The 19,995-nt window shown below is 41.4% G+C and carries 16 protein-coding genes and 1 pseudogene; 7 read left to right on the top strand and 10 right to left on the bottom strand.

Annotated elements, in window-relative coordinates; all coding sequences use genetic code 11:
• Positions 1 to 91: 91 nt before the first annotated feature.
• Both V7K32_RS10660 and V7K32_RS10655 read left to right on the top strand, forming a co-directional pair.
• Complete coding sequence (locus tag V7K32_RS10660) at positions 92 to 427, top strand: hypothetical protein (protein WP_109007125.1); 336 nt, start codon at positions 92 to 94, stop codon at positions 425 to 427.
• Positions 428 to 959: 532 nt separating this feature from the next.
• On the top strand, positions 960 to 2,993 hold the full coding sequence (locus V7K32_RS10655) for a bluetail domain-containing putative surface protein (RefSeq protein WP_334992882.1): 2,034 nt from the start codon (positions 960 to 962) through the stop codon (positions 2,991 to 2,993).
• A gap of 231 nt (positions 2,994 to 3,224) precedes the next feature.
• On the opposite strand, the gene V7K32_RS10650 is transcribed toward V7K32_RS10655, so the two are convergent.
• The 5 genes and pseudogenes from V7K32_RS10650 to V7K32_RS10630 form a co-directional block, all read right to left on the bottom strand.
• A complete protein-coding gene (locus V7K32_RS10650) occupies positions 3,225 to 4,580 on the bottom strand; it encodes a UDP-N-acetylmuramoyl-tripeptide--D-alanyl-D-alanine ligase (protein WP_334992880.1) in 1,356 nt (451 codons plus the stop codon).
• A 210-nt stretch (positions 4,581 to 4,790) separates the two neighbouring features.
• A complete protein-coding gene (locus tag V7K32_RS10645) occupies positions 4,791 to 5,237 on the bottom strand; it encodes a tellurite resistance TerB family protein (protein ID WP_334992878.1) in 447 nt (148 codons plus the stop codon).
• Between the two features lie 177 nt (positions 5,238 to 5,414).
• On the bottom strand, positions 5,415 to 5,552 hold the full coding sequence (locus tag V7K32_RS10640) for a hypothetical protein (RefSeq protein ID WP_334992876.1): 138 nt from the start codon (positions 5,550 to 5,552) through the stop codon (positions 5,415 to 5,417).
• A 466-nt stretch (positions 5,553 to 6,018) separates the two neighbouring features.
• Positions 6,019 to 6,939 carry a histone deacetylase family protein gene (locus V7K32_RS10635; RefSeq protein ID WP_334992874.1) on the bottom strand — a complete coding sequence of 307 codons (921 nt, stop codon included), beginning with the start codon at positions 6,937 to 6,939 and terminating at the stop codon, positions 6,019 to 6,021.
• 219 nt (positions 6,940 to 7,158) lie between these two features.
• A pseudogene (locus V7K32_RS10630) lies at positions 7,159 to 7,380 on the bottom strand (IS701 family transposase); the annotation flags it as partial.
• Positions 7,381 to 7,526: 146 nt separating this feature from the next.
• Here V7K32_RS10630 and V7K32_RS10625 point away from each other — a divergent pair.
• Positions 7,527 to 8,222, top strand: a complete 696-nt coding sequence (locus V7K32_RS10625) for a response regulator transcription factor (protein WP_334992872.1) — start codon at positions 7,527 to 7,529, stop codon at positions 8,220 to 8,222.
• On the opposite strand, the gene V7K32_RS10620 is transcribed toward V7K32_RS10625, so the two are convergent.
• Entirely contained in the window at positions 8,215 to 8,409 is a 195-nt protein-coding gene (locus V7K32_RS10620) for a hypothetical protein (protein WP_334992870.1), read from the bottom strand. The genes V7K32_RS10625 and V7K32_RS10620 overlap by 8 nt on opposite strands.
• Positions 8,410 to 8,994: 585 nt before the next feature.
• Positions 8,995 to 9,279, bottom strand: a complete 285-nt coding sequence (locus tag V7K32_RS10615; protein ID WP_334992868.1) for an Npun_R1517 family heterocyst differentiation transcriptional regulator — start codon at positions 9,277 to 9,279, stop codon at positions 8,995 to 8,997.
• An 874-nt stretch (positions 9,280 to 10,153) separates the two neighbouring features.
• On the opposite strand from V7K32_RS10615, the gene V7K32_RS10610 reads away from it, so the two are divergent.
• The 4 genes from V7K32_RS10610 to V7K32_RS10595 all read left to right on the top strand — a co-directional run bounded on the left by V7K32_RS10610 (position 10,154) and on the right by V7K32_RS10595 (position 15,956).
• Positions 10,154 to 10,513, top strand: coding sequence for an NAD(P)H-quinone oxidoreductase subunit M (locus V7K32_RS10610; RefSeq protein ID WP_334992866.1), 360 nt, complete (start codon positions 10,154 to 10,156; stop codon positions 10,511 to 10,513).
• Between the two features lie 648 nt (positions 10,514 to 11,161).
• Positions 11,162 to 13,432: a PP2C family protein-serine/threonine phosphatase gene (locus V7K32_RS10605; protein WP_334992864.1), complete on the top strand. Its 2,271-nt coding sequence runs from the start codon at positions 11,162 to 11,164 to the stop codon at positions 13,430 to 13,432.
• 147 nt (positions 13,433 to 13,579) lie between these two features.
• Positions 13,580 to 15,160: a CHAT domain-containing protein gene (locus V7K32_RS10600; RefSeq protein ID WP_334992862.1), complete on the top strand. Its 1,581-nt coding sequence runs from the start codon at positions 13,580 to 13,582 to the stop codon at positions 15,158 to 15,160.
• Between the two features lie 148 nt (positions 15,161 to 15,308).
• The gene (locus V7K32_RS10595) at positions 15,309 to 15,956 is read left to right on the top strand and encodes a hypothetical protein (protein WP_334992860.1); all 648 of its coding nucleotides are present in this window, start codon (positions 15,309 to 15,311) and stop codon (positions 15,954 to 15,956) included.
• Positions 15,957 to 16,189: 233 nt separating this feature from the next.
• Here V7K32_RS10595 and V7K32_RS10590 read toward each other — a convergent pair whose 3' ends face one another.
• The 3 genes from V7K32_RS10590 to V7K32_RS10580 all read right to left on the bottom strand — a co-directional run bounded on the left by V7K32_RS10590 (position 16,190) and on the right by V7K32_RS10580 (position 19,762).
• A complete protein-coding gene (locus V7K32_RS10590; RefSeq protein WP_334992858.1) occupies positions 16,190 to 17,572 on the bottom strand; it encodes a PrsW family glutamic-type intramembrane protease in 1,383 nt (460 codons plus the stop codon).
• Positions 17,573 to 18,207: 635 nt separating this feature from the next.
• Positions 18,208 to 18,657, bottom strand: coding sequence for a nitrate reductase associated protein (locus tag V7K32_RS10585; protein WP_334992856.1), 450 nt, complete (start codon positions 18,655 to 18,657; stop codon positions 18,208 to 18,210).
• Positions 18,658 to 19,303: 646 nt separating this feature from the next.
• A complete protein-coding gene (locus V7K32_RS10580; protein WP_334992854.1) occupies positions 19,304 to 19,762 on the bottom strand; it encodes a phosphate-starvation-inducible PsiE family protein in 459 nt (152 codons plus the stop codon).
• Positions 19,763 to 19,995: the final 233 nt, after the last annotated feature.

Below are 19,995 nucleotides of genomic sequence, written 5' to 3'. Positions count from 1 at the left end.
GATTACTCACTCAGATATTAATATATATTTCGTTACTTTAAAATACAATAAATTAAATTCTTAAAAAGCTAACACCTATCCCAACAAATTAATGCTCGATTTAAACACCTTAGCTGAGTTCTCTCGTGGCAACTGCGTTAGTATTTGTGCATTTCTCGTACCAGCGAACTTACTTGTCACAATTTTAACGATGAGCCTGGTAGCGTTACGTCGCCCATCCTATCAAGTGTGGCAATCTGCTGGAATTGCTAGCTTTTTCGCTTCTGTAATGATACTGCACGTATATACTTGGTTCCAGATTGGCGTGGTGATGGCTCCTACTTATATCTTGCTGTGGTTAGCAATTACGTGTTTAGTAACTAATTTGGCAGCAATTCTTTTTCAAAGACGCTACAGTAATAACCCTAGTCTTTCTAACAACGCCTAAAATCTACATATATAGGACTTACGCAAAATCATGATAAAACAAACCGCAAAGGACACAAAGGAATAAAAGTTTTAGAGGGTTCTTGCGTAAGTCCTAATATAGTCTGCGATCGCACTGCTTCTTCAACTCGCTACTGCATAGACGCATTTAGGCAAGTCGTTAGACATCACTATTTACACTTCTTTCATAGCACCCAATACGGCAATTTTGCCATATTTGGGTGTGTCTGCCAATAATTACAACTCTGCGATCGCACCTTCTGATCGGGTAAAGGACTTCCAAGAAATAAATTACCCAATCTTGTGGGGTGGGCATCTTGCCCACCCCACAAGAAGTAGTTGAGTCTTTTTTTATTTGGAAGTCCCTAAAGCAGTGCGTAGACGCATATAGGCTTATAGGTTAGACATCGCTTGCAATATTTTAGATTACTGATGTAGTATAAATATATTTCACAACTTGCAATGAGTTTCGATTACCCACCCTCCAGTATTCATGTATAGTCATAGAGATATTAATAAAGAAACAGAAGTTTATGACATCAACTACAACTTACACTTACGATGCCAATGGCAATGTGATATCTGAGAATATAGACAAAAACAGCGATGGGACAACAGACTCAGTTATTAAATACAGCTATAACCGGACAGTCGAAAGCATTGACGATAACGGCATTGGTAGTGTGAACACCTATACTTATGATGCCAATGGCAACAAGACATCCAGACGTTTATACTACAATGGCGATGCCAATGTTCATATCTTTGAAACCTATACTTATGATGCCAAAGGCAACAAGACATCCGAAAGCTATAACGACAGCATCGCTAAGAGGGTCTACACCTATACTTATGATGCCAACGGCAACCAGACATCCTTTAGTCGTGACAGCAACAGCGACGGCATCGTTGATTCTGTCGATACCTATACTTATAATGCCAACGGCAACCCGACATCCTTTAGTCGTGACAGCAACAATGACGGCATCAATGATGAGGTCACAAAATATACTTATGATGCCAAAGGCAACCTGACATCCGAAAGTTTTTACGGCGAAACTAATTCTATCACGAACTATACTTATGATGCCAAAGGCAACCAGACATCCCGGAGCGTTGACTATAAGGGCGACGGCATAGTTGATTATTTTGAAAGCTCTATTTATGATGCCAATGGCAACAAGACATCCTTTAGTCGTGACAACAACGGCGACGGCATAGTTGATTATTTTGAAAGCTCTATTTATGATGCCAATGGCAACAAGACATCCTTTAGTCGTGACAACAACGGCGACGGCATAGCCGATGATGTGAGAACCTTTACTTATGATCCTAATGGCAACCAGACATCCGAAAGCGAGGACAGCAACAATGACGGCATAGCCGATTACGTCAGCACTTCTACTTATGATGCCAAAGGCAACCTGACATCCCAAAGCTATGACAACAACGGCGACGGCATCGTTGATTCTGTCACAACCTTTACTTATGATGCTAATGGGAAGCGGACATCCGAAAGCAATGACGGCAACGGCGACGGCATCGTTGATTCTGTGACAACCTATACTTATGATGCCAATGGCAACCAAACATCCCAAAAAGGTAATGACTACAACGGCGACGGCATCGCTGATTCTTCCCTAACTTTTACTTATGGACGCGCTACCGCCAGCTATGACTTCAACAACGATGGTGTAGTTGATGCGGTTGGCACTTATATCTACGATTATACTGGCAAGCTAAGTTCACAAGAAATTGACAATAACCGCGATCGCATCATTGATCAGGTGACTGCTTACAGCTACAACGCTAATAATAAACTAGCTGCACAGGTAGCTGACAAAAATAATGATGGCATCGCTGACGAGATTACCAGTTATAACTATGATGCCAATGGCAAACTGACTTCGGCAGATATTGACAAAAACGGCGATGGCACTACTGATGCAGTTGCTAGTTATCTGTATAATGCCAACTCTCAAATCATCAGCCAGACTACCACAGAAGTAAATGTTCCTGGTAAAATCTTAAACGGTGGCAACTGTAAAGATATACTCACCGGTGGGGCTGGCAATGACAAAATTTCTGGTAAAAACGGTAACGATGAACTGTTTGGATTAGCTGGAAATGACAAACTAGTTGGTGATAACGGTAATGACATCCTCAACGGCGGCGCTGGTGGTGATATTCTTACAGGTGGTAATGGCGCTGATAAGTTTGTATTTAACAGCCTGAGCGATTCGTTGCTGTCTGGCTTTGATAGAATTACTGATCTTAACATCTCTGAAGACAAAATTGATGGTCCGAATGCAGTTTCAGCCGAGAGTGTGGTTCCACTTGGCACTGTTGCAAGTCTAAATCTGTTGGATATACAACGGACATTTGCTACAAATGGTTTTGGTTTTGTTCCGGCTAAAGGTGCGGGAACTTTTACCTTTGGTACAGGCAATCATCAACGGACTTTCCTGGTACTGAATGATAGTACTTATGGATTTTCTGCTCTTACGAATGCTGTGATTGAGATTACTGGCTACAAAGGCAACTTAACTAACTTAACCATTGTCTAACTTGAGTTACAAGTAACTTATAGTAGAGCCAATACTGCGTAGGTTTTGCCTAAAAAATAACTCCAATGTAGGTTGGGTTGAGTAACGAAACCGAGCAGTATTGTGAGACGTTGGGTTTCTAGTGGTAAGCTGTTCCACAAATAAACTTGCATAAGCTGGGCGGGCAGGATGCCCACCCCACAAGAGTTATATTTAATAAGGGTTATGCAAGCTTATTTGTTTTTTAGCTTATCATCTAGAAAATTCTGCACGTAATTGATTGACTACCCGATCTAGTCCCACTGAATGGGCGGCTTTAAATAATAAACGATCGCCTGTTTGCATAAATGTCTTCAACCTAGCCACCAAATCAGCATGAGTTGCAAAGCACTCCGATGGGATACCTTCAGCACTAATAGCGATCGCTTCGGCATCTTGTCCATCTACCAAAACTAACAAGCCGTCTAAATTCAACTTTTTCACTGTTTCTCCCACTCGCTGGTGCAACTGCTGCGATCGCTCTCCCAATTCTTTCATTGCACCCAACACGGCAATTTTCCGTTTTCCTGGTGTCTCTGCCAATAATTGCAACGCTGCCATCATAGCTTCTGGTGCAGCATTATAAGTCTCATCTAAGATTACCACATCATTGGGTAAGGTAAATCGCTGCGATCGCCCTGTGGGCATATCCACCATCACACCTGCTTTGAGAGATGCCCAATCAATCCCCAACACCTTTGCCACCGCTAAAGCTGCCAAGAAATTAGTCGCATTGTGACGACCAGGCAAAGGTAGAGGCAGTTGGATTCCTGCAACTTCCACCTGGTCGTTATCAATTAATTGCCCTTGGATATCCCCACCAGAAAAGCCGTAAGTTAAAACTTCTCCGTGCCAAAATTTTGCTGCTGTGGCCATTAATAAAGGATTGTCGTGGTTGAGAATTGCCACACTATCAGCAGACATTTCGGCTAATAACTCACATTTTGCCTCAGCGATCGCTTCTTCCGAACCGAGTAATTCAATATGTGCCGTCCCCACATTGGTAATCACTCCAATTGTTGGACGTGCTATTTGTGTTAGTTCGGCAATTTGTCCCCTACCCCGCATCGCCATTTCAATCACGGCGTAGTCATCTTCTTTGCCAAGTTCTAGGAGAGTTTTCGGGACACCGATTTCGTTGTTGTAATTTTCATAAGTTTTGTGAACTCGTCCCTTTGTCCTTAAAACTGCCGCAATCAATTCTTTAGTCGTAGTTTTACCTACAGAACCTGTTATACCAATTACAGGAATGTTAAAGCGATCGCGCCACCATCTGCCGATTTTCTGATATGCTTTGAGGGTGTCTTTTACTTGTAATATAGGAAGTCCCGGATTTTCGTATTCAAAATCCACAATTGCCACTATTGCACCCTTTGCGATCGCAGTTTGCACAAATTCATGTCCATCAAACTTATCGCCTCGTAAAGCTAGAAATACTTCACCTGGCTTTAGGGTACGGCTATCTGTTTGTATACCGCAACTTATTTGTGTTAAAGCAGTTTCAGATAAGTTTATCGGATTAGCCAAAAGAACTTCAACCAGTTGGGTTAGGGTGGTAGAGCAACGCATAAGTAATTTACAATTTAAACTTCAAAATTAGAAACTCGAATTCTCACACAATACTGCATTGAACAACAAGATTTACAACCTCTTGAAAAAGGCACAAATCTAAGTCTAGTTACAATAACACCAAAAATAGTGCCAAAGAAGCTTAACTTCTTTGGCACCCTTTGTTTATAAGCTATTTATATAGTTTAATTAAGCATATATTTTATCGCCCTATCCCTGGTTTTTAATTAAGATTACTTGCATAATTTGTACTGCTATCTCTCTAGAAAGACCTAAAGCTTGATATAAATCATTTAAGAAGTTTTTTTCTTCTTCAGCGACGATACCTTCAGCTAGAACTAGATCGGTAGCTACTGCAAAGGCTGCTTCCCGCAAGTCTTGAGATAGACAATCTTTGGCTGCATTAAATAAATTATTAAAGCCATCCCCTTGGAAAAGTCCCAAGATTTTCTCAAACAGCTTGTTCATCATCTCATGGGGATAACTTTTAAAAAGTTTCATCCGAGACAACACAAAAGTGATAGAATTTGCTTGCTCAACAGAAAGATAACCGTCTGAGGCTGTTGCTGCCAAAACAATAATAGCAAAAGCCTCTGCTGGATTGAGTGCTGTTTGGGTTTGGTTTTCTGTACCCAATACAGCGTCGAATAGACCCATTCTAGTAACTCCTTGGTTAGAGCCTCAATAGCGCTACAGTTACCTGTGTATTTGGTAGATTTACAGCTAAGACTGCAATGCTATAAGACTTTTATGCTTTAGTATTCCCAAGATTTGTTCATGGCGAACACTTGCACCCAATGGTTTTTGGCAATAAATATACTGCCATTTGTCAACTTAGGGTTCTTCTGCCTTTTCTATTGTTTCAATTACCGCCAAACCTATACCAGAAGCTGCTATTAACAGTACTACTGATATTAAATAAGCGTTTGTCAGCATCCGTAGGGCTTCATCGAAAAAAATGTAGGTGGTCATTGCTTCACCTTTTAAAATTTGTGCTGCTAGTACTTTTTATTTCTCCACACACCGATAGGTGAATTTCGCCGAGAAAATGCTAGCAATTGCATCTTAACAAAACTTTAGCTGTTTCAGAACAACATTCAAACTTTTTATTGCTGAAGATTTGATGAATATTAGAAAGCCTTGGTAAAAGAAATTACTTAGGTTGGTTGAGAGCAAAAGTTGTGTCACCCTAATTTTACATAAAGCTAGTTGTTAAATTAGTCAACTAGCTCACAAATAATCATGACAATAAGTATGCACAAATTGTCTATTTTTGCAGACTATATTGTAAAATCCAAAGGAAACATCCAAGAAAATTCCCGGTTTATTAGAGAGTCGGGAATCCCAGCCACAAATCCTCGGATTATTATCATCTCAGTGCATATACGAAAGTCAGTCAATTAGGAATTCCGAGGTTTTACCTAAAAAAAGAAATTACCTAAAATAAACAATGTTCAATTGTCGCTACGACTGATTGAGAAAGAGAGTCAAAGTCGTAACCACCTTCTAAGCCAAACAAAATTTTACGAGTTATCCCTAGACAATAATCAGTAAATAAAGCGTAGTCTTCTGGCTGCAAATTGATACTTGCCAAAGGATCTGCGGCATTGCCATCATAACCAGCACTCACAATCAGCAAATCTGCTTGAAAGTTAGCTAAAAAGGGTATAACCTGTGTTTCAAATAATGGCTGATATACTGCAATATCACTACCAGGGGGTACAGGTAAATTTAATACATTATTATGAAAGCCGCGTTCTGTCGATCTTCCAGTACCAGGATAGCAGGGATACTGGTGTAGGGAACAGTAAGCGATCGCTGCTTGGGTTTCAACGATCGCTTGAGTACCATTACCGTGATGTACATCCCAATCGAGGATGGCGACGCGGTTAATTCCGGGTTGTTCGAGGGCAAATAAAGCGGCGATCGCAGCATTAGAAAATAGGCAAAAGCCCATCCCCGCATCACTTTCTGCGTGATGTCCTGGGGGACGTGCTAGTACAAAAGCTGGATTAGCTGACTTTAATACAGCCTCAACACCATCTAACCATGCACTGACAGCTAACAAAGCCACATCATAACTACGTGGGGAAACTGGCGTATCTCCATCCAAAGGGCCGCCGCCACTAGAAGCGATTTGCCAAAGTTTTTTGATGTAGGCTGGGCTATGTGCTTTAACTAACACAGGCATCAGCGATCGCTGTTCTGATGTTGGTGTAGGCTCACGCCAGTCAATTTTATCTGCGAATGTAGCTGCTTTTAGGGCAGTAGCGATCGCACTTAAACGTTCTGGTCTTTCAGGATGGTATTTTCCAGTCTTGTGATCTAAAAATTCGTCAGAATAGATGACTGGCAGCATAGGACGAAAAAAATTGACAGCAAGACAATCAATGCTATTGTATCGTTACTGGTACAAACAGTTTTTGGGAGCATCCCAAATCTGCAAAAACCTTGCTAGCCCTCATCCCCTAACCCCGAATCCCATCATTTAAGATTCAGGGAACTAGAATTATGTCTCCCCTCTTCCATATCCCTCTTCTGTCACTTTCCGAAATAAGCAAGTAGTAAATAAGTTAAATTATCCAGAAGCATAACCAGGTTTAAATTGATTCATTGCAGCAATTAAATGATTGAATCCTAGCAATAAATGTGAATTAGATAAAATACTTAACCAGGGATAAATCAATCAAAATAGTAAGAGTGGTTGGATAATGAGACGCAGATTATTTAAAGTATTCTTCCATCCGTATTCATGGTTCCATTGTGGATGATTAGAAAAATCAACAAAACTATTTTTTTGTGACCGTAAAATTGGTCATTGCCCTCGTTACCTTAGTTAAGCTGTCGCCCAACCTTAACAAGCAATTCCTTTTTCCTTTATCCCTTTTGTTCAATGCCCGTCAACTTTCGCTAAATTGGAAAAAGGTAAACTCAAGGGAATTTTAAATGTCAGCACAATTGTTACTGGTGGATGATGAACCAGGGATACGGGAAGCCGTGAAGGACTATTTGCAAGAGAGCGGTTTCAGCGTTCAAGTCGCCAGTAACGCCCTTGAAGGTTGGGAATGGATGCAGATGAATACACCTGACTTAGTGATTTCCGATGTCATGATGCCTCAGGTGGATGGCTATCAGTTCCTGAAGCAACTCCGAGAAGACCCCCGCTTCCAAGCACTGCCGGTAGTATTTTTAACTGCTAAAGGTATGACAGGCGATCGCATCCAAGGATATCATGCTGGTGTCGATGCCTATCTACCCAAACCCTTCGATCCAGATGAGTTAGTCGCTATAGTCGAAAATTTGCTAGCCCGCCGCGCCGCTAAGGCTTCAACTACCGGAGATGACGTTGAAACCCCTAATATTGCTGAACTAGCCAATCAGATTGCCCAAATTAAGGCATTGTTAACTCAAAGAAATGCCATTTCTCAATCGCCAGCCCCTTTCAAAATTGATTTGACTCCTAGAGAACAAAGTGTTTTAAACTTGGTCGCCGAAGGGTTGATGAACAAAGAAATCGCCCGTCGCTTGGAAACCAGCGTCCGCAATGTAGAAAAATACGTCAGCCGTTTGTTTAGTAAAACTGGCACTAATAGCCGTACAGAGTTAGTTCGTTTCGCCCTAGAACACGGTCTTGCTAAATAGACAGTTTTTGAATTGGGCATTGGGCATTGGGAATTGGGAAGAGGCAGAGGGGCGGGCTGCTGCTCTTGCTGAGGAGAAAATTCTTCTCCCCTGCCTCCCCTGCCTCCCCTGCCTCCTTCTTGTCGGTAATTGGCAATAGGTAACTGGCTGCTAAACCATCACGTATTACCAGTAATAGATAAAACATAAGTATTTCAGCAAATCAGGCACTTAAACCACGTCTATCTTGAAACCTATAGTTCTTCCATGATGAAAAGGATTTGCCCTCATCCCCCAACCCCGAATCCCAAATCTGGGATTCGGGGAGCCAGAATTTCAAACTCCCTCTCCCAGATTTGGGAGAGGGATTTAGGGAGAGGGTGAAAACTACCGTTCTCAACTAAGATTTGGTTTAGTTAAAGTAAAAAACTAAAAGGAAAGTTATTTATTTTGACTTTGGCCTTTTAGGTTTTTATTGAATTCGCGCCTGTTGTCCAATTCCCCATCTGTAAAGACACAGAATTTTATTGTTCCTGCAATGTTTTTATAAAAACTCGGTAAAATGCACCCGGCTGAATTTGCTCTTAGATTCTACCAGTACCCTTTGCTACAAAGTTTTTTATAGAGAAACTGTTCCTGGGACTCTGTGTTGCTAAATTAAGACTTTCACAAAGAGAAATCACAATATTTTATGAATTCTACTTGCTGAAATCGTTTTTATTGCAACCGAACCGCGCAATCAACATTTGATTTGATGCCCAATTCATGTTTTTTCGCTACTTAAATTACACCTTTAAATTGGGGGATTTTCAGCAACATTACGCAAGCGCATCAACTGGCGTCGCATTTGAGGTGAGGCTTTGAACTCGGACACTTCCTGCGCTTTAACGGACGCTTGCAGTGTCTCTAGAAAGTCGTCAGAACCCTCGGTCAAGGCATCAAGTAATACCTGTAACAGTTGTTCGCGATCGCCTAATAGACTCTTTTCCTCAATCAACCGGAATTTGAGATGGATTTCGCACTCATAAACACCTACTTCGAGATTATTTATCTGGCGTGGTAATGCTTTGGAGTTCATAGCTATTGAGATTCCTTTACTTGGTGGTCATGAGGGTAAGGAGGTAGATGCCCAGCAAAATTCTTTATATCTTCTTTAAATGCAAAGTGCTTGAATTAAGAATTTTTCTTCATCAATCACCTTTGTATTCCATTTCAGTCTCCTGTGTTTTATTTTCAAGCTAGATTTTGATGTGAGTGTGCCAGATATAGCTTATGGTAAGCCATAACTATTATTCAATTTTTAAGATTCTACACAATAAAGTTTCTGTAAGAAGTTGTCGGGTCTTTTTAAAGCTTTTTACCTCAACTTTATGTTAACGTCAATAACAGTTTGACTTGTTACTTGAATTTTGGTGTTTATACGTAAGTAAAATCGCTTAATTTTTGCGAAATTATTAAAGCCAGAGGTCGATGTAGCCCGATTCAGTAAAATTACTTGATGTACGTTTTTTGCAATAGAAAATTCCCAATAAATTGATGAGCAGAATTATTCAGGGAAAAACTTTTGTTCTCTATAAAAAAATGTACATAGATCAAAATATTCCTGTTGAGTGCCTCACCCCACTAGCTTTTAGGCTTCATGAGTACGGAAAATTTAGCAGGAGGTAAGATTAGCACATCGCTTTGACTTGTTTGTATACGCCAAATAAAAATACTTTCCCCAGTAATTTTTACAAAAAAATAATTGGACTACTGTCAGTACTAGCTGCTAATTGTGTCTTCAACTCCTAACAGAAGTAGTAAGTTAATCAGTACAGGTGATATTTTTACTTATGCTCATTCAATATACCCTTTTGAAACTGCGTTCAAAGCTTGTAAATTGAGAGCATTCAAGCTTGAATATAGCGTTTACAATTATTTCAGTGTAATCCACCCAAATCTTACACCCTTTTATGGATAACCCGATGCTGCTCAAGTCCACAACCCGGCATGTCCGCATTTTTGCAGGCGAAATTGACCGGGATGGCGAACTGATTCCCAGTCAACAGGTCTTAACGTTAGATATTGACCCAGATAACGAATTTAACTGGAATGAAGATGCGCTGCAAAAAGTTTATCGAAAATTTGATGAACTAGTAGAAGCATCTAGTGGCGCAGACCTCACAGACTACAACTTGCGGCGTGTTGGGTCAGACTTAGAGCATTATCTGCGATCGCTCCTCCAAGTCGGCGAAATCAGCTATAATCTATCTGCCCGCGTTACCAACTACAGCATGGGAGTCCCCCAAGTCGCAATGGACGACAAAAAATAAGCGAATGAGTTGGTGGCGATCTGGGTGAACTTTTCTGACAATTCAGATTCATCTGGAAAACCTAACGATTAACCTAACCCCCTAACCCCCTTCCTGACCTCTCCCTAACCCTCTCCTCGTAGGAGAGGGTTAGGGAAAAACTTTTGTTGCTGGAAGGGGGAAGATTAATCTGTGAAGCTTTGCGACCTCCCCAAAAAGAACCCGGAAACGAGATTAGCAGATTTTTAAAGCCACTTCATTAGTCAGGTATTTTGAATAGTTCACTTATCTTAATTCTTAATTAAAGTTAATTATTGCTATCCTACTTATAAACTAAATAAATACCAAGATTATCTGCCTCTTGATGATGGGGTAATTCAGCAAAAGCTTGGGGCGCACTTATGCTTGGGTTATGCTTTGGTAACACGGTTTTTTGTTAGTTGCTTTCTTGATGGATCACAGAGCAATAGAAGCTATGATGAGGCTGTATGGTTGACTTAGGAGCGTATTTTTTGGATAAGTAAGTATTAGCACCTGCTGATATGCCCCAGCTAAAATCATCAAATCATCATCTATCTGGGTATGTCAAGTTTAAGAAAGATGAGCGGTCTAGATTGTCCCTAATAATGCTGTTAAAGAAATTGCCAATCGCTTCCCGGTGCGAAAACTATGGAAAATGACGCGGCAACGCTCTACTGTACAAATGAAAGTTGTCAGGCTGCCAACCCCCTGACTCATAAGTTTTGCCTGCGATGTTCCACGCCCCTAACCAAAAATTACCTCTGGACTGTGGTAGATGGCCCGAGTGTGGGTAGCCCTGGAGAAATATTAGCCGATCGCTATTTAGTCCTTGATAAATTTGTTCTTTTAGATACGAAACCTGGTTTATTAGCGCTAACGCCTGAGTTAGATCACTTACAGCCTCTAAAAGCTTATCTGAGACTGATTCCCTACCGTTTACACATACCGCAGGTATATGGAGTGCTTTTTCTCGGTGATGGCCTTTCCCATCGAGAAATATTACTTTTAGAAAAACCTCCATTATTAGTAGATGACAAAATCCAACAAGTGCATTTGTGCAGCGAGTTAACCTTGGCTTGGCGTGATGCTACATCAATGCGCCAACTCAATTGGTTATGGCAAATAGCTCATCTGTGGCAACCTCTTGCGAGTGAAGGTGTTGTCTCTAGCTTGCTTGACTCAAATGTATTACGGGTAGAAGGATCGTTAATCCGTTTGTTAGAATTGCGCTTCGATGCCGCACCATCACCAGAATTGCCCCAATTAGGTCAATTTTGGCAGCAATTAGTTAATAGTGCCAAACCAGCCATAAGTGAATTTGTTGATCAGGTTAGCCTTTCCTTAATTCAGGGAAAGATTAATTCAACCGATCAATTAATCGGAGTTTTAGATAGCGGACTTGCTGGGTTAGGGCGATCGCAAACACCCTCAATCAAAATTATCACCAAAACCGAGACAGGGCCTAGCCGCCAACGGAACGAAGATTCCTGTAGCCCACCCAGTGGAACTCTAGTGAGCAAACCACCCCAGCCAACAGCCTTAGCAATTGTCTGTGATGGCATCGGTGGGCATGAGGGGGGCAATGTCGCATCAAATTTAGCCATCGAAACCATCCAGCAACAAGTACAGCAACTAACAAAAGTTCCTTATGACCACATAGACCCCTCAGTGCTACTTAATGACCTAGAAAAGGCAGTGGCAATTGCTAATGACAAAATTAGTCAGCGCAATGACAGTGAAAATCGCCAAGGCCGTCAGAGGATGGGTACGACTTTAGTAATGGCATTGCCTGTTGCTCATGAAATGTACATTACCCACGTCGGTGATAGTCGTGCTTACTGGATTACCCGCCACGGCTGTTATCAAGTTACCCTCGACGATGATGTTGCCTCCCGCGAGGTGCGGCTAGGCTATGCCATTTACCGCGAGGCTGTACAACAGAGTGCTGCTGGCTCTCTCGTCCAGGCTTTGGGTATGGGACCTAGCACTTCATTACATCCCACATCGACACGGTTTATGCTCGACGAAGATGCTGTTTTTCTGCTCACATCCGATGGTTTGAGTGATTTTGATCGGGTGGAGGAGTACTGGGAAACAGAAATCTTGCCAATTATAGTTGGGGAAGTCCCCATAGCAGATGTTGCAGATAGATTAGTAGAAATCGCTAACACTAAGAATGGACACGATAATGTCACCATCGCTTTAGTGCATTATCAAGTCCAATACTGGGAACCCGAAATTACGATCAAAGCCGTCATTCCAGAGAGTTATTCTGCCAAGACTATTGATTTTACATCCAGGGCGACAGATCCGACACTTTTAAGTGGCCTAAACCACAAAACTCACGTGATTCCAGACACTGAACCTGCGAAAAGTTCCGGTTTACCACTACAGTGGATTGTTCCGTTAATATTTGTGTTAGCAGCAGGTGGTTTGGGATTGTTCGTGAAGCAACTGCGATCGCCATTAGTCCCGTTTATTTCATCCACTCCAGTCCCAACTTCAAATCCTACCATCGAAGCGACACCCACAGCGCGATCGCTAGCCAACCTTTCTCCTGGGTGGGTAATTAAAACTAACAATCCAATATCCTTGGGAAACAACCAATCGCTTCCCCCTGGAGCTTTTTTACAAGTTATCAACACAAAACCAAATCCTAAACCTGCTTCTGGCAATCTTTCGGTGTCTATGCGAGTCTGTGCCACTAAAAACACACAAACCCCAGCTAACACTAATAATCCTGTCGTAACACCCTCAGTGCCATCAAATTCAAAACCTTTGCCAGCAACAGTATTACTGGACTTCTCCCAACTCAAACGCTTTGGTGTCTCTGTTTTACCAGAAGATGCACCAAGTCCATGTACACCTGTCACACAACCGCCAGTTACTCAACCACCTGACGACAGCAGTCCAACTTAGTGAAATAATCGATAAACTGGTAAAAACCTGGAATAATAACAGGTAACAATCAGTGTAAAAAACTTACAAGGTAAAAAAGTAGAAAGTTTTCACCTTAGAGAATTGTTATTTGAAATTATTTATTTTAGTTTTTATTTTAATGAATCCATGCCATCCCTGAATTTGGCGATCGCCCGTCTCCTTAACACTGGCACTGACAACTTCGCCATTTGGGTGGTCAAAGCTCCCTATCCCAGTGGCTACGTTTTACGTGACTGTGTATGGCCTGATGAACTCAATCACGTCTGGCAAGAATGGCAGCAAATGTTTGCTGGTCATAGTCACTTAAATATTTCCCCAAACTCAACATCCCAAAAGTCCAACCCATTCCCCATAGATTTGATTTCACCCTCTTCAGGTCAACCCACTGGCCCCTACAGCAGTCGTCTGATGCAAAACTTGGGAATGAATTTATGGCGCTGGGTATTTGACGGACAAATTCTTGGTAGTCTAGAACGCAGTCGCGGTATTGCTATGGGTCTGGATACACGTCTGCGCTTCCGCCTAGAAATCCGCGACCCGGATTTGATTGCTCTGCCTTGGGAAATTATGCAGCGTGAACCTGGTCAATCAGCTATGTCTCTCTCCCAAGATTTGCTATTTAGTCGCACCAGCACTGAAGTTGACCCCTTACCGCATTTGCGAACTGACCAGGCTTTAAGTATCCTGCTGGTTTTAGGTCATGATGACAAGCTGCAACTAGAACAAGAAGCTGCTATTCTACAGCAAACTCTTGCAGATACCTTTGTGGGTGGTAATTCCCAAAGATGTGCACCTTGTATAGTCAATCAACTCCTACAACCAACTCCACAGGAGTTGATTCAAGAATTAGAAACCAGAGCATACAATGTTTTGTTTTACGCTGGACATGGTTTGCCAGGTCCAGACGGGGGGTTACTGTTTTTGCGACCAGATATGCCCCTAAATGGGATAGAATTGGCGCAAGTATTGACCCGTACAGGTGTGAAATTAGCAGTTTTTAACGCCTGTTGGGGCGCACAACCAGCTGCTATCAATCATCAAGCTATCCCTACCAGCAGTTTAGCCGAAGTGTTGATTCGTCATGGTGTGCCTGCGGTTTTGGGGATGCGCGATGAAATCGCAGACCATGAAAGCCACAGTTTTATTCAAGCCTTTACCGAAGCTTTGCGATCGCACAAGCCAATTGATGAAGCCGTAGCCCAGGCTAGGCAAGAGTTGTTAACACTGTATAAATTTAATCAACCTGCTTGGACTTTGCCTGTTCTCTACCTGCATCCAGATTTCAATGGCGAACTGATTAAAAATCTGGATGAAGGTATTACCGAACTACCAGACACAGCCATTCCTGATATCGGTTCCCCGCTTCCTTCTGCTTCGTTGCGATCGCTCGCCCCAAAAGGTAAAACCTGGTTACTGCGTTATGGAGTCACCCGCATCGGCCGCACGAAAGACAATGATATTGTCATCCCAGAACCATCTGTATCCAAACGCCACGCCGAAATCTTTTGCCGCAATACTCTTACTGATGCTACATTGGTGCGAAGTTATTACTTGCAAGATTTTTCCACCTACGGCACAACCTGGTTTTTAGGCCCTAATGGTTGGCAACAAATCCTCCGAGAGGAAGTCCCATTGAAATCGGGAATGCAGTTAAAGTTTGGAAGTGCTAGAGCTGAAACCTGGGAGTTTATTATTGAAGACTGCTAGCAGAGCTATTTTAAAAATAAATTTGAGTCTTTAGCATCAATCTTTAAAATTTGTTTTTTTTGTAGAAAAATTCAACTGCTTTTGCGGAAATCTCTTCTGAGGAGTTGTAGCTGTAAATACCACTAAGTAATATGTGAGGTAATGAAAAATGGCTAATAAAATTAACGGCTCAGATACTTTCTCTTCTTTGCCATATAATGTAGATTTAGAATTATTAGAAGCCTTACTCGAACCAGACGATGCTATCTATCCGTGGAATCCAGGTGATGAAGAATCAGAAGCTTATTTTGACGAATTAGAACAACAGTTTGGAATGCAAGATTTGCTTGAGGAAGAACTGACAAAGCGATCGCAAGATTTTTATAGCCATCTAGACACACTTTGGTCTGGCATCTCCCAAGCGTCAGACTCTAATCACAATCCCCAACAAGCATTAGTGCTGAATCTTCAAGAAACATTATCTAGTACTTTTGCCGCCTGTGTCCCCCAAGCATTGCTCAACACCATCGCCACCAAAGCTGCTGAAATTTTTGCTGCCCATCAATCAATTAGTCAACAACTGGTTGACTGTGTTCAGACAGTACTACCAAATTGGGGAACTGAGGATCTTTTAGTTTTGGCTCGTCCTTTTGCTTATGCTATGCGTTGCACCGAATCGCAAAACGCCGCATCTGCACTCAGTAATCTTCAAAATAGCGAGTGGACAGCTTTATCCGAAGTAGAGAAAGCAAAGGTCAGTTTAGCGATCGCTTCTTATGCTTTTAATCAACTCAACAAGTCTGAATATGAAGCATAACTTGAATCAACTGTCTCTTTTTTCTACATAAATTTCCGGTGCAAATAGATTTATCTGTTGATATTTGTGCTGCTATTTTTAGCATCCACTAATTTTTACTATTTGTCTATAGTGAGCCTACACTAGCCTCACAATAAGCTGATTAAAACATTAGGTCATCTATCCCAAGATATAAATATTCAAAAGTAATTGGGCATTGATTATTAATTCTTCTCCCTCATCTCCCTAATCTCTTATTTTGGGCTAATAAATCGGGTAGCAAAATTTTGCGATCGCGTCGGTGATAGCGCCCGTGCCTTGAGAATTGCTGCCATCAAAAAGGCGTAAGATAATACCCCAACAACCACCAACAGCAAGGCATTGATTGATCCTGTAGCATTCCACAAAGCATGGAGCGCCGCAGCGCTAAGATAACCAATAGAGAGAATTTGCCAACTTCTACTGGGTTTGAGGACAGCCAACCCAATAAAATAACCCAGATAGCCACTATAAGCCATGTGTCCAGCTACGGAGCCTAAAATTCGCGGAATTAGCAGTTGCAAACCCGCCAGTTGACCAGCAGCGCCTGTACCCACCTGTTGCGTCACATTTTGAGTAATATCTGGTACATATTGTCCGAGAGTTTCCAAGAGAGTGAAGCCCACAGCAGAAGCTGTTCCCAGGAGAATACCATCTAGAGGTTCCCAGACGCCTATGCGTTCCCGCCAAGGTGAAGACAATATTCTCCCGATGGCAAAAGCCCCTAGTACAGGCAATGCCTTGAGTAATTCCTCCATCAAGCCAGCGCCAAAAAACATCCGCACCAGCAACTCTGTAAAGGTGGTAGATTCTTGCGATGAGGGCAAATTTCCAGGTAGGACGGTGCGAAACACGAAGATAAATAAATCCAACAGCGGACTTAGCAAAATCAGCATTGTACCTAGTGCCGCAGCCATTAGCACCCACCAAGGCTTCTGTTTACCGCAAAGTTGGTAAACAAAATAGTAGGCAGCGAAGGCGATGTAAGTAGCTACAATCACTTGATTAGCTTGAGGCTGACCGACTGTAGCAAACATTAATACTACAAAGATTACAGTCAGTATTCCCGGTATAAGGTAAGCTTTACGAGTTAAATCTTTACCAGTGGAAATAATCGGAAAAAGCTGGGTGAAGCTAACAGAATCTGGCTGCTTTAATTGGGTGTGGCTGTGGTGATTTGTCGCTGAAGGTAATGGTGTAACTTGGTTAACTGTCGTGGCCGGGGTGAATGAGGTAAACTCGTACTCAAAAACGTATTGCGGGCCATCAGCACCTAGAGAAATGCGATCGCCTGGGTGCAATTCTTGACATTCATACAAGCGTTGTCCATTCAAATAAGTGCCATTAGCACTATTTAAATCACAAAGCACCCAGCTGAATTTGCTATCTGGCGATAGAGAGAGGGGACGAACCACTGCATGACGACGAGATACCATTCGGTACATCATGGCATCCAACACAACTTGGCAGCTGGGGTCGCGTCCAATTACCATCTCTTTACTGGGGGGCAGGGAATAGCGAGATTCTGATCCAAAAGCTGCCCCATTACCAGACACTAGCCGCAGAAATGCATTATGTCTTGCGTGTTTGCCTGTCATCGATAAGAAGTGCGTTTCTAAACTAATTCTTCAATATAATTTGGCAGCAGGACTAACCTTAGCCACATTAACAGCAGCATTGCTAAATCCACTATAGCTTCACTTCCTGCTAAGAAATTTAAATTTATAGAAGCAAAATTTTAAATTGTTTTACTTAACGTAAATAAGTATTCCATTTACTCTTGAGTTTATCCTGAAACTGGCTTGTTAGGCGGATAAATCAGATTGTATCGGCTGTGTACTCAAGACATCCTAACTGCAAATTAAACCCACGGCAATTTATCAAAGAATAGTATTTTTTATTGCATTTTGTTGTATTCCAAAAATATATAATTTTCAGTGGTCTTTTATGAGTTAGTAGGGCAAGGCAAAAGTCAATGAGGAGGAAAAGGGGCAGTGGGCAGTTCTTGCTGGGGGAAAAACCTCCTAACCCCCTTCCCGACGCTCTAAGGGGGAAAATTCAAAGTCTCTGACGCCATCTGCTGGCTGTCGGGCTTTGCCGCAAGGGCGCAGTGGCTCCTCCTTAAAGGAAGAGAGAAATAGAAGTAAGGTTTTCCAGATGACCTGAATTGTCAGGCAAGTTAACAAACTTTAATGCACCCTACACATTTGTTGTGTTAATGACTATTGACTAATTAAAGCAGATGGAATTCTGCGATCGCTCTTTTAAAATTTTGATTTTCATGTCCTGGGCGGCTGAGTTTAATCAAGGCAAAACGCTGTAAGGGCGTTAAACCTGCCCAATGTTGCGGTGTCAAGGTTACACCTATTTCTTGAGCTTTTTCCTGGAGGCTAGATGGTACAGTGGCATCTAGCCATCCAGGATGAGACTCGATGGGCAATTTTGTAGCTGCGATACCCGTGCGCTGTAGAATTAATTGTTGGATATGCTCGCGGTAAGAGTGAATTTCTCTTTCTGTAGTGCAAGGTAATTCGACTAAAGCTTGACGCTCGGCTGTAGTCATTTGATTCCAATCAGACAATTTTAGTTTAATGCCACAAGTATCTAATTTGCAACGCACCTGCATGGGGATGCAGCGCAGGGAATCAACAAAGTCTGCTTCAAATTCAAAGAAATCTGTCATAAGAAAGTATTCAAAATTAAAACTTTTTAACCCACATTCCGCACTTCAAAATGTATTATCTATCTTTTCAATAAAAATTCCTAATAATGTTCAAATTATTAAGTATTAATATTGAATACCATTGGCGATTTATGTTGTTGATTTAACCATTTTTTTCCACCTATGGGAAATCTACGCATATTACACGATGAAGTGCGGAAAGTCGGTTTTAACCATCAATGGACGGTGGGTTACGCAACGCTTTCACACCCTACATATACCTAGATTTTTTCATAAATCAAATCAAATTGCTATATATTGGGGAGCATCCTGTCAGGTGCAAAAACCTTGATAGCCCTCATCCCCTAACCCCAAATCCCATCATTTAGGATTCCGGGAACTAGAATTATGTCTCCCCTCTCCCATATTATGGGAGAGGGGCTGGGGGTGAGGGAAAAGATTTAAGCCAAAATTGGGATGCTCCCATATATTGTCTGCTAAAAGTTGAGACTAACCTAATATTTAAGTGGGTCAAATTAAATATAAAACCTCACCCTCAATCTCTCTCCAAAGCATCGGAGAGAGATTGAGGGTGAGGTTTTGTATAGATGTTTAATTACGTATACCTACTTATTTAACTAAATTGTAGACCAGACATGTGGAATTTTTAACGGGTATTTTTGGAATTACTAAGACGAATTATCAAATAACTAATTGACAGGGCGAGAATAGCAATTCCTAAACCAATTATATCAATACCTCCAACTTTTTCTAAGTCAAGAATAATAATTTTTCTGGCAACAGCAATTAAAGATGTGACAATAACTAATTCAACTTGAAAAACGTGTTTTCGTAAATATGCTGTGATATTTTCTAAAATTTCTAAAGCAATTAAAACATTTAAAAATAGCCCAAAAATTTTATACAACGTTGTGTAAAACTTTGCATAAGGTGCTGTAAATAGCTCTTTAAAAATAAATATTCCCAAATCCCCGATCGCTACCAAAATTACGATCACCATAAAAATAGATAGAACTTTAGAAACTATCACCTCTATGTTTTCAATGATGTGCATGAAGTTCTCATCTTTGGTAGCCCCGACAATTTCCCTCAGTAACTTTTTCATAATGCTGCACCTGATTTTTAAATAAAAGAAAATCCCATAGATAAATCTAGAGGATTAAAAAAATATGATTTGTAATACTATCTGATTTTTATTTTTTCCCATAGCTTAACTTGGAGATGGTCAAACCTCTGGTTACTAGAAATTTAGCCTCTTGAAATATGGTAATTGGTATGGGTCAATAGTAGAGAGCCATAAAAAATTATAATCACTATTGGCTATTCATTATTGACTAA

Source organism: Nostoc sp. (genome assembly GCF_036917635.1).
Lineage (GTDB): Bacteria > Cyanobacteriota > Cyanobacteriia > Cyanobacteriales > Nostocaceae > Nostoc.
This window is presented reverse-complemented; position numbering and strand designations above follow the sequence as displayed.

Coding starts and splice junctions, on each gene's coding strand:
- V7K32_RS10660 (WP_109007125.1), top strand. CDS start 92: ATGCTCGATTTAAACACCTTAGCTGAGTTCTCTCGTGGCAACTGCGTT.
- V7K32_RS10655 (WP_334992882.1), top strand. CDS start 960: ATGACATCAACTACAACTTACACTTACGATGCCAATGGCAATGTGATA.
- V7K32_RS10650 (WP_334992880.1), bottom strand. CDS start 4,580: ATGCGTTGCTCTACCACCCTAACCCAACTGGTTGAAGTTCTTTTGGCT.
- V7K32_RS10645 (WP_334992878.1), bottom strand. CDS start 5,237: ATGGGTCTATTCGACGCTGTATTGGGTACAGAAAACCAAACCCAAACA.
- V7K32_RS10640 (WP_334992876.1), bottom strand. CDS start 5,552: ATGACCACCTACATTTTTTTCGATGAAGCCCTACGGATGCTGACAAAC.
- V7K32_RS10635 (WP_334992874.1), bottom strand. CDS start 6,939: ATGCTGCCAGTCATCTATTCTGACGAATTTTTAGATCACAAGACTGGA.
- V7K32_RS10625 (WP_334992872.1), top strand. CDS start 7,527: ATGTCAGCACAATTGTTACTGGTGGATGATGAACCAGGGATACGGGAA.
- V7K32_RS10620 (WP_334992870.1), bottom strand. CDS start 8,409: ATGTTTTATCTATTACTGGTAATACGTGATGGTTTAGCAGCCAGTTAC.
- V7K32_RS10615 (WP_334992868.1), bottom strand. CDS start 9,279: ATGAACTCCAAAGCATTACCACGCCAGATAAATAATCTCGAAGTAGGT.
- V7K32_RS10610 (WP_334992866.1), top strand. CDS start 10,154: ATGGATAACCCGATGCTGCTCAAGTCCACAACCCGGCATGTCCGCATT.
- V7K32_RS10605 (WP_334992864.1), top strand. CDS start 11,162: ATGGAAAATGACGCGGCAACGCTCTACTGTACAAATGAAAGTTGTCAG.
- V7K32_RS10600 (WP_334992862.1), top strand. CDS start 13,580: ATGCCATCCCTGAATTTGGCGATCGCCCGTCTCCTTAACACTGGCACT.
- V7K32_RS10595 (WP_334992860.1), top strand. CDS start 15,309: ATGGCTAATAAAATTAACGGCTCAGATACTTTCTCTTCTTTGCCATAT.
- V7K32_RS10590 (WP_334992858.1), bottom strand. CDS start 17,572: ATGACAGGCAAACACGCAAGACATAATGCATTTCTGCGGCTAGTGTCT.
- V7K32_RS10585 (WP_334992856.1), bottom strand. CDS start 18,657: ATGACAGATTTCTTTGAATTTGAAGCAGACTTTGTTGATTCCCTGCGC.
- V7K32_RS10580 (WP_334992854.1), bottom strand. CDS start 19,762: ATGAAAAAGTTACTGAGGGAAATTGTCGGGGCTACCAAAGATGAGAAC.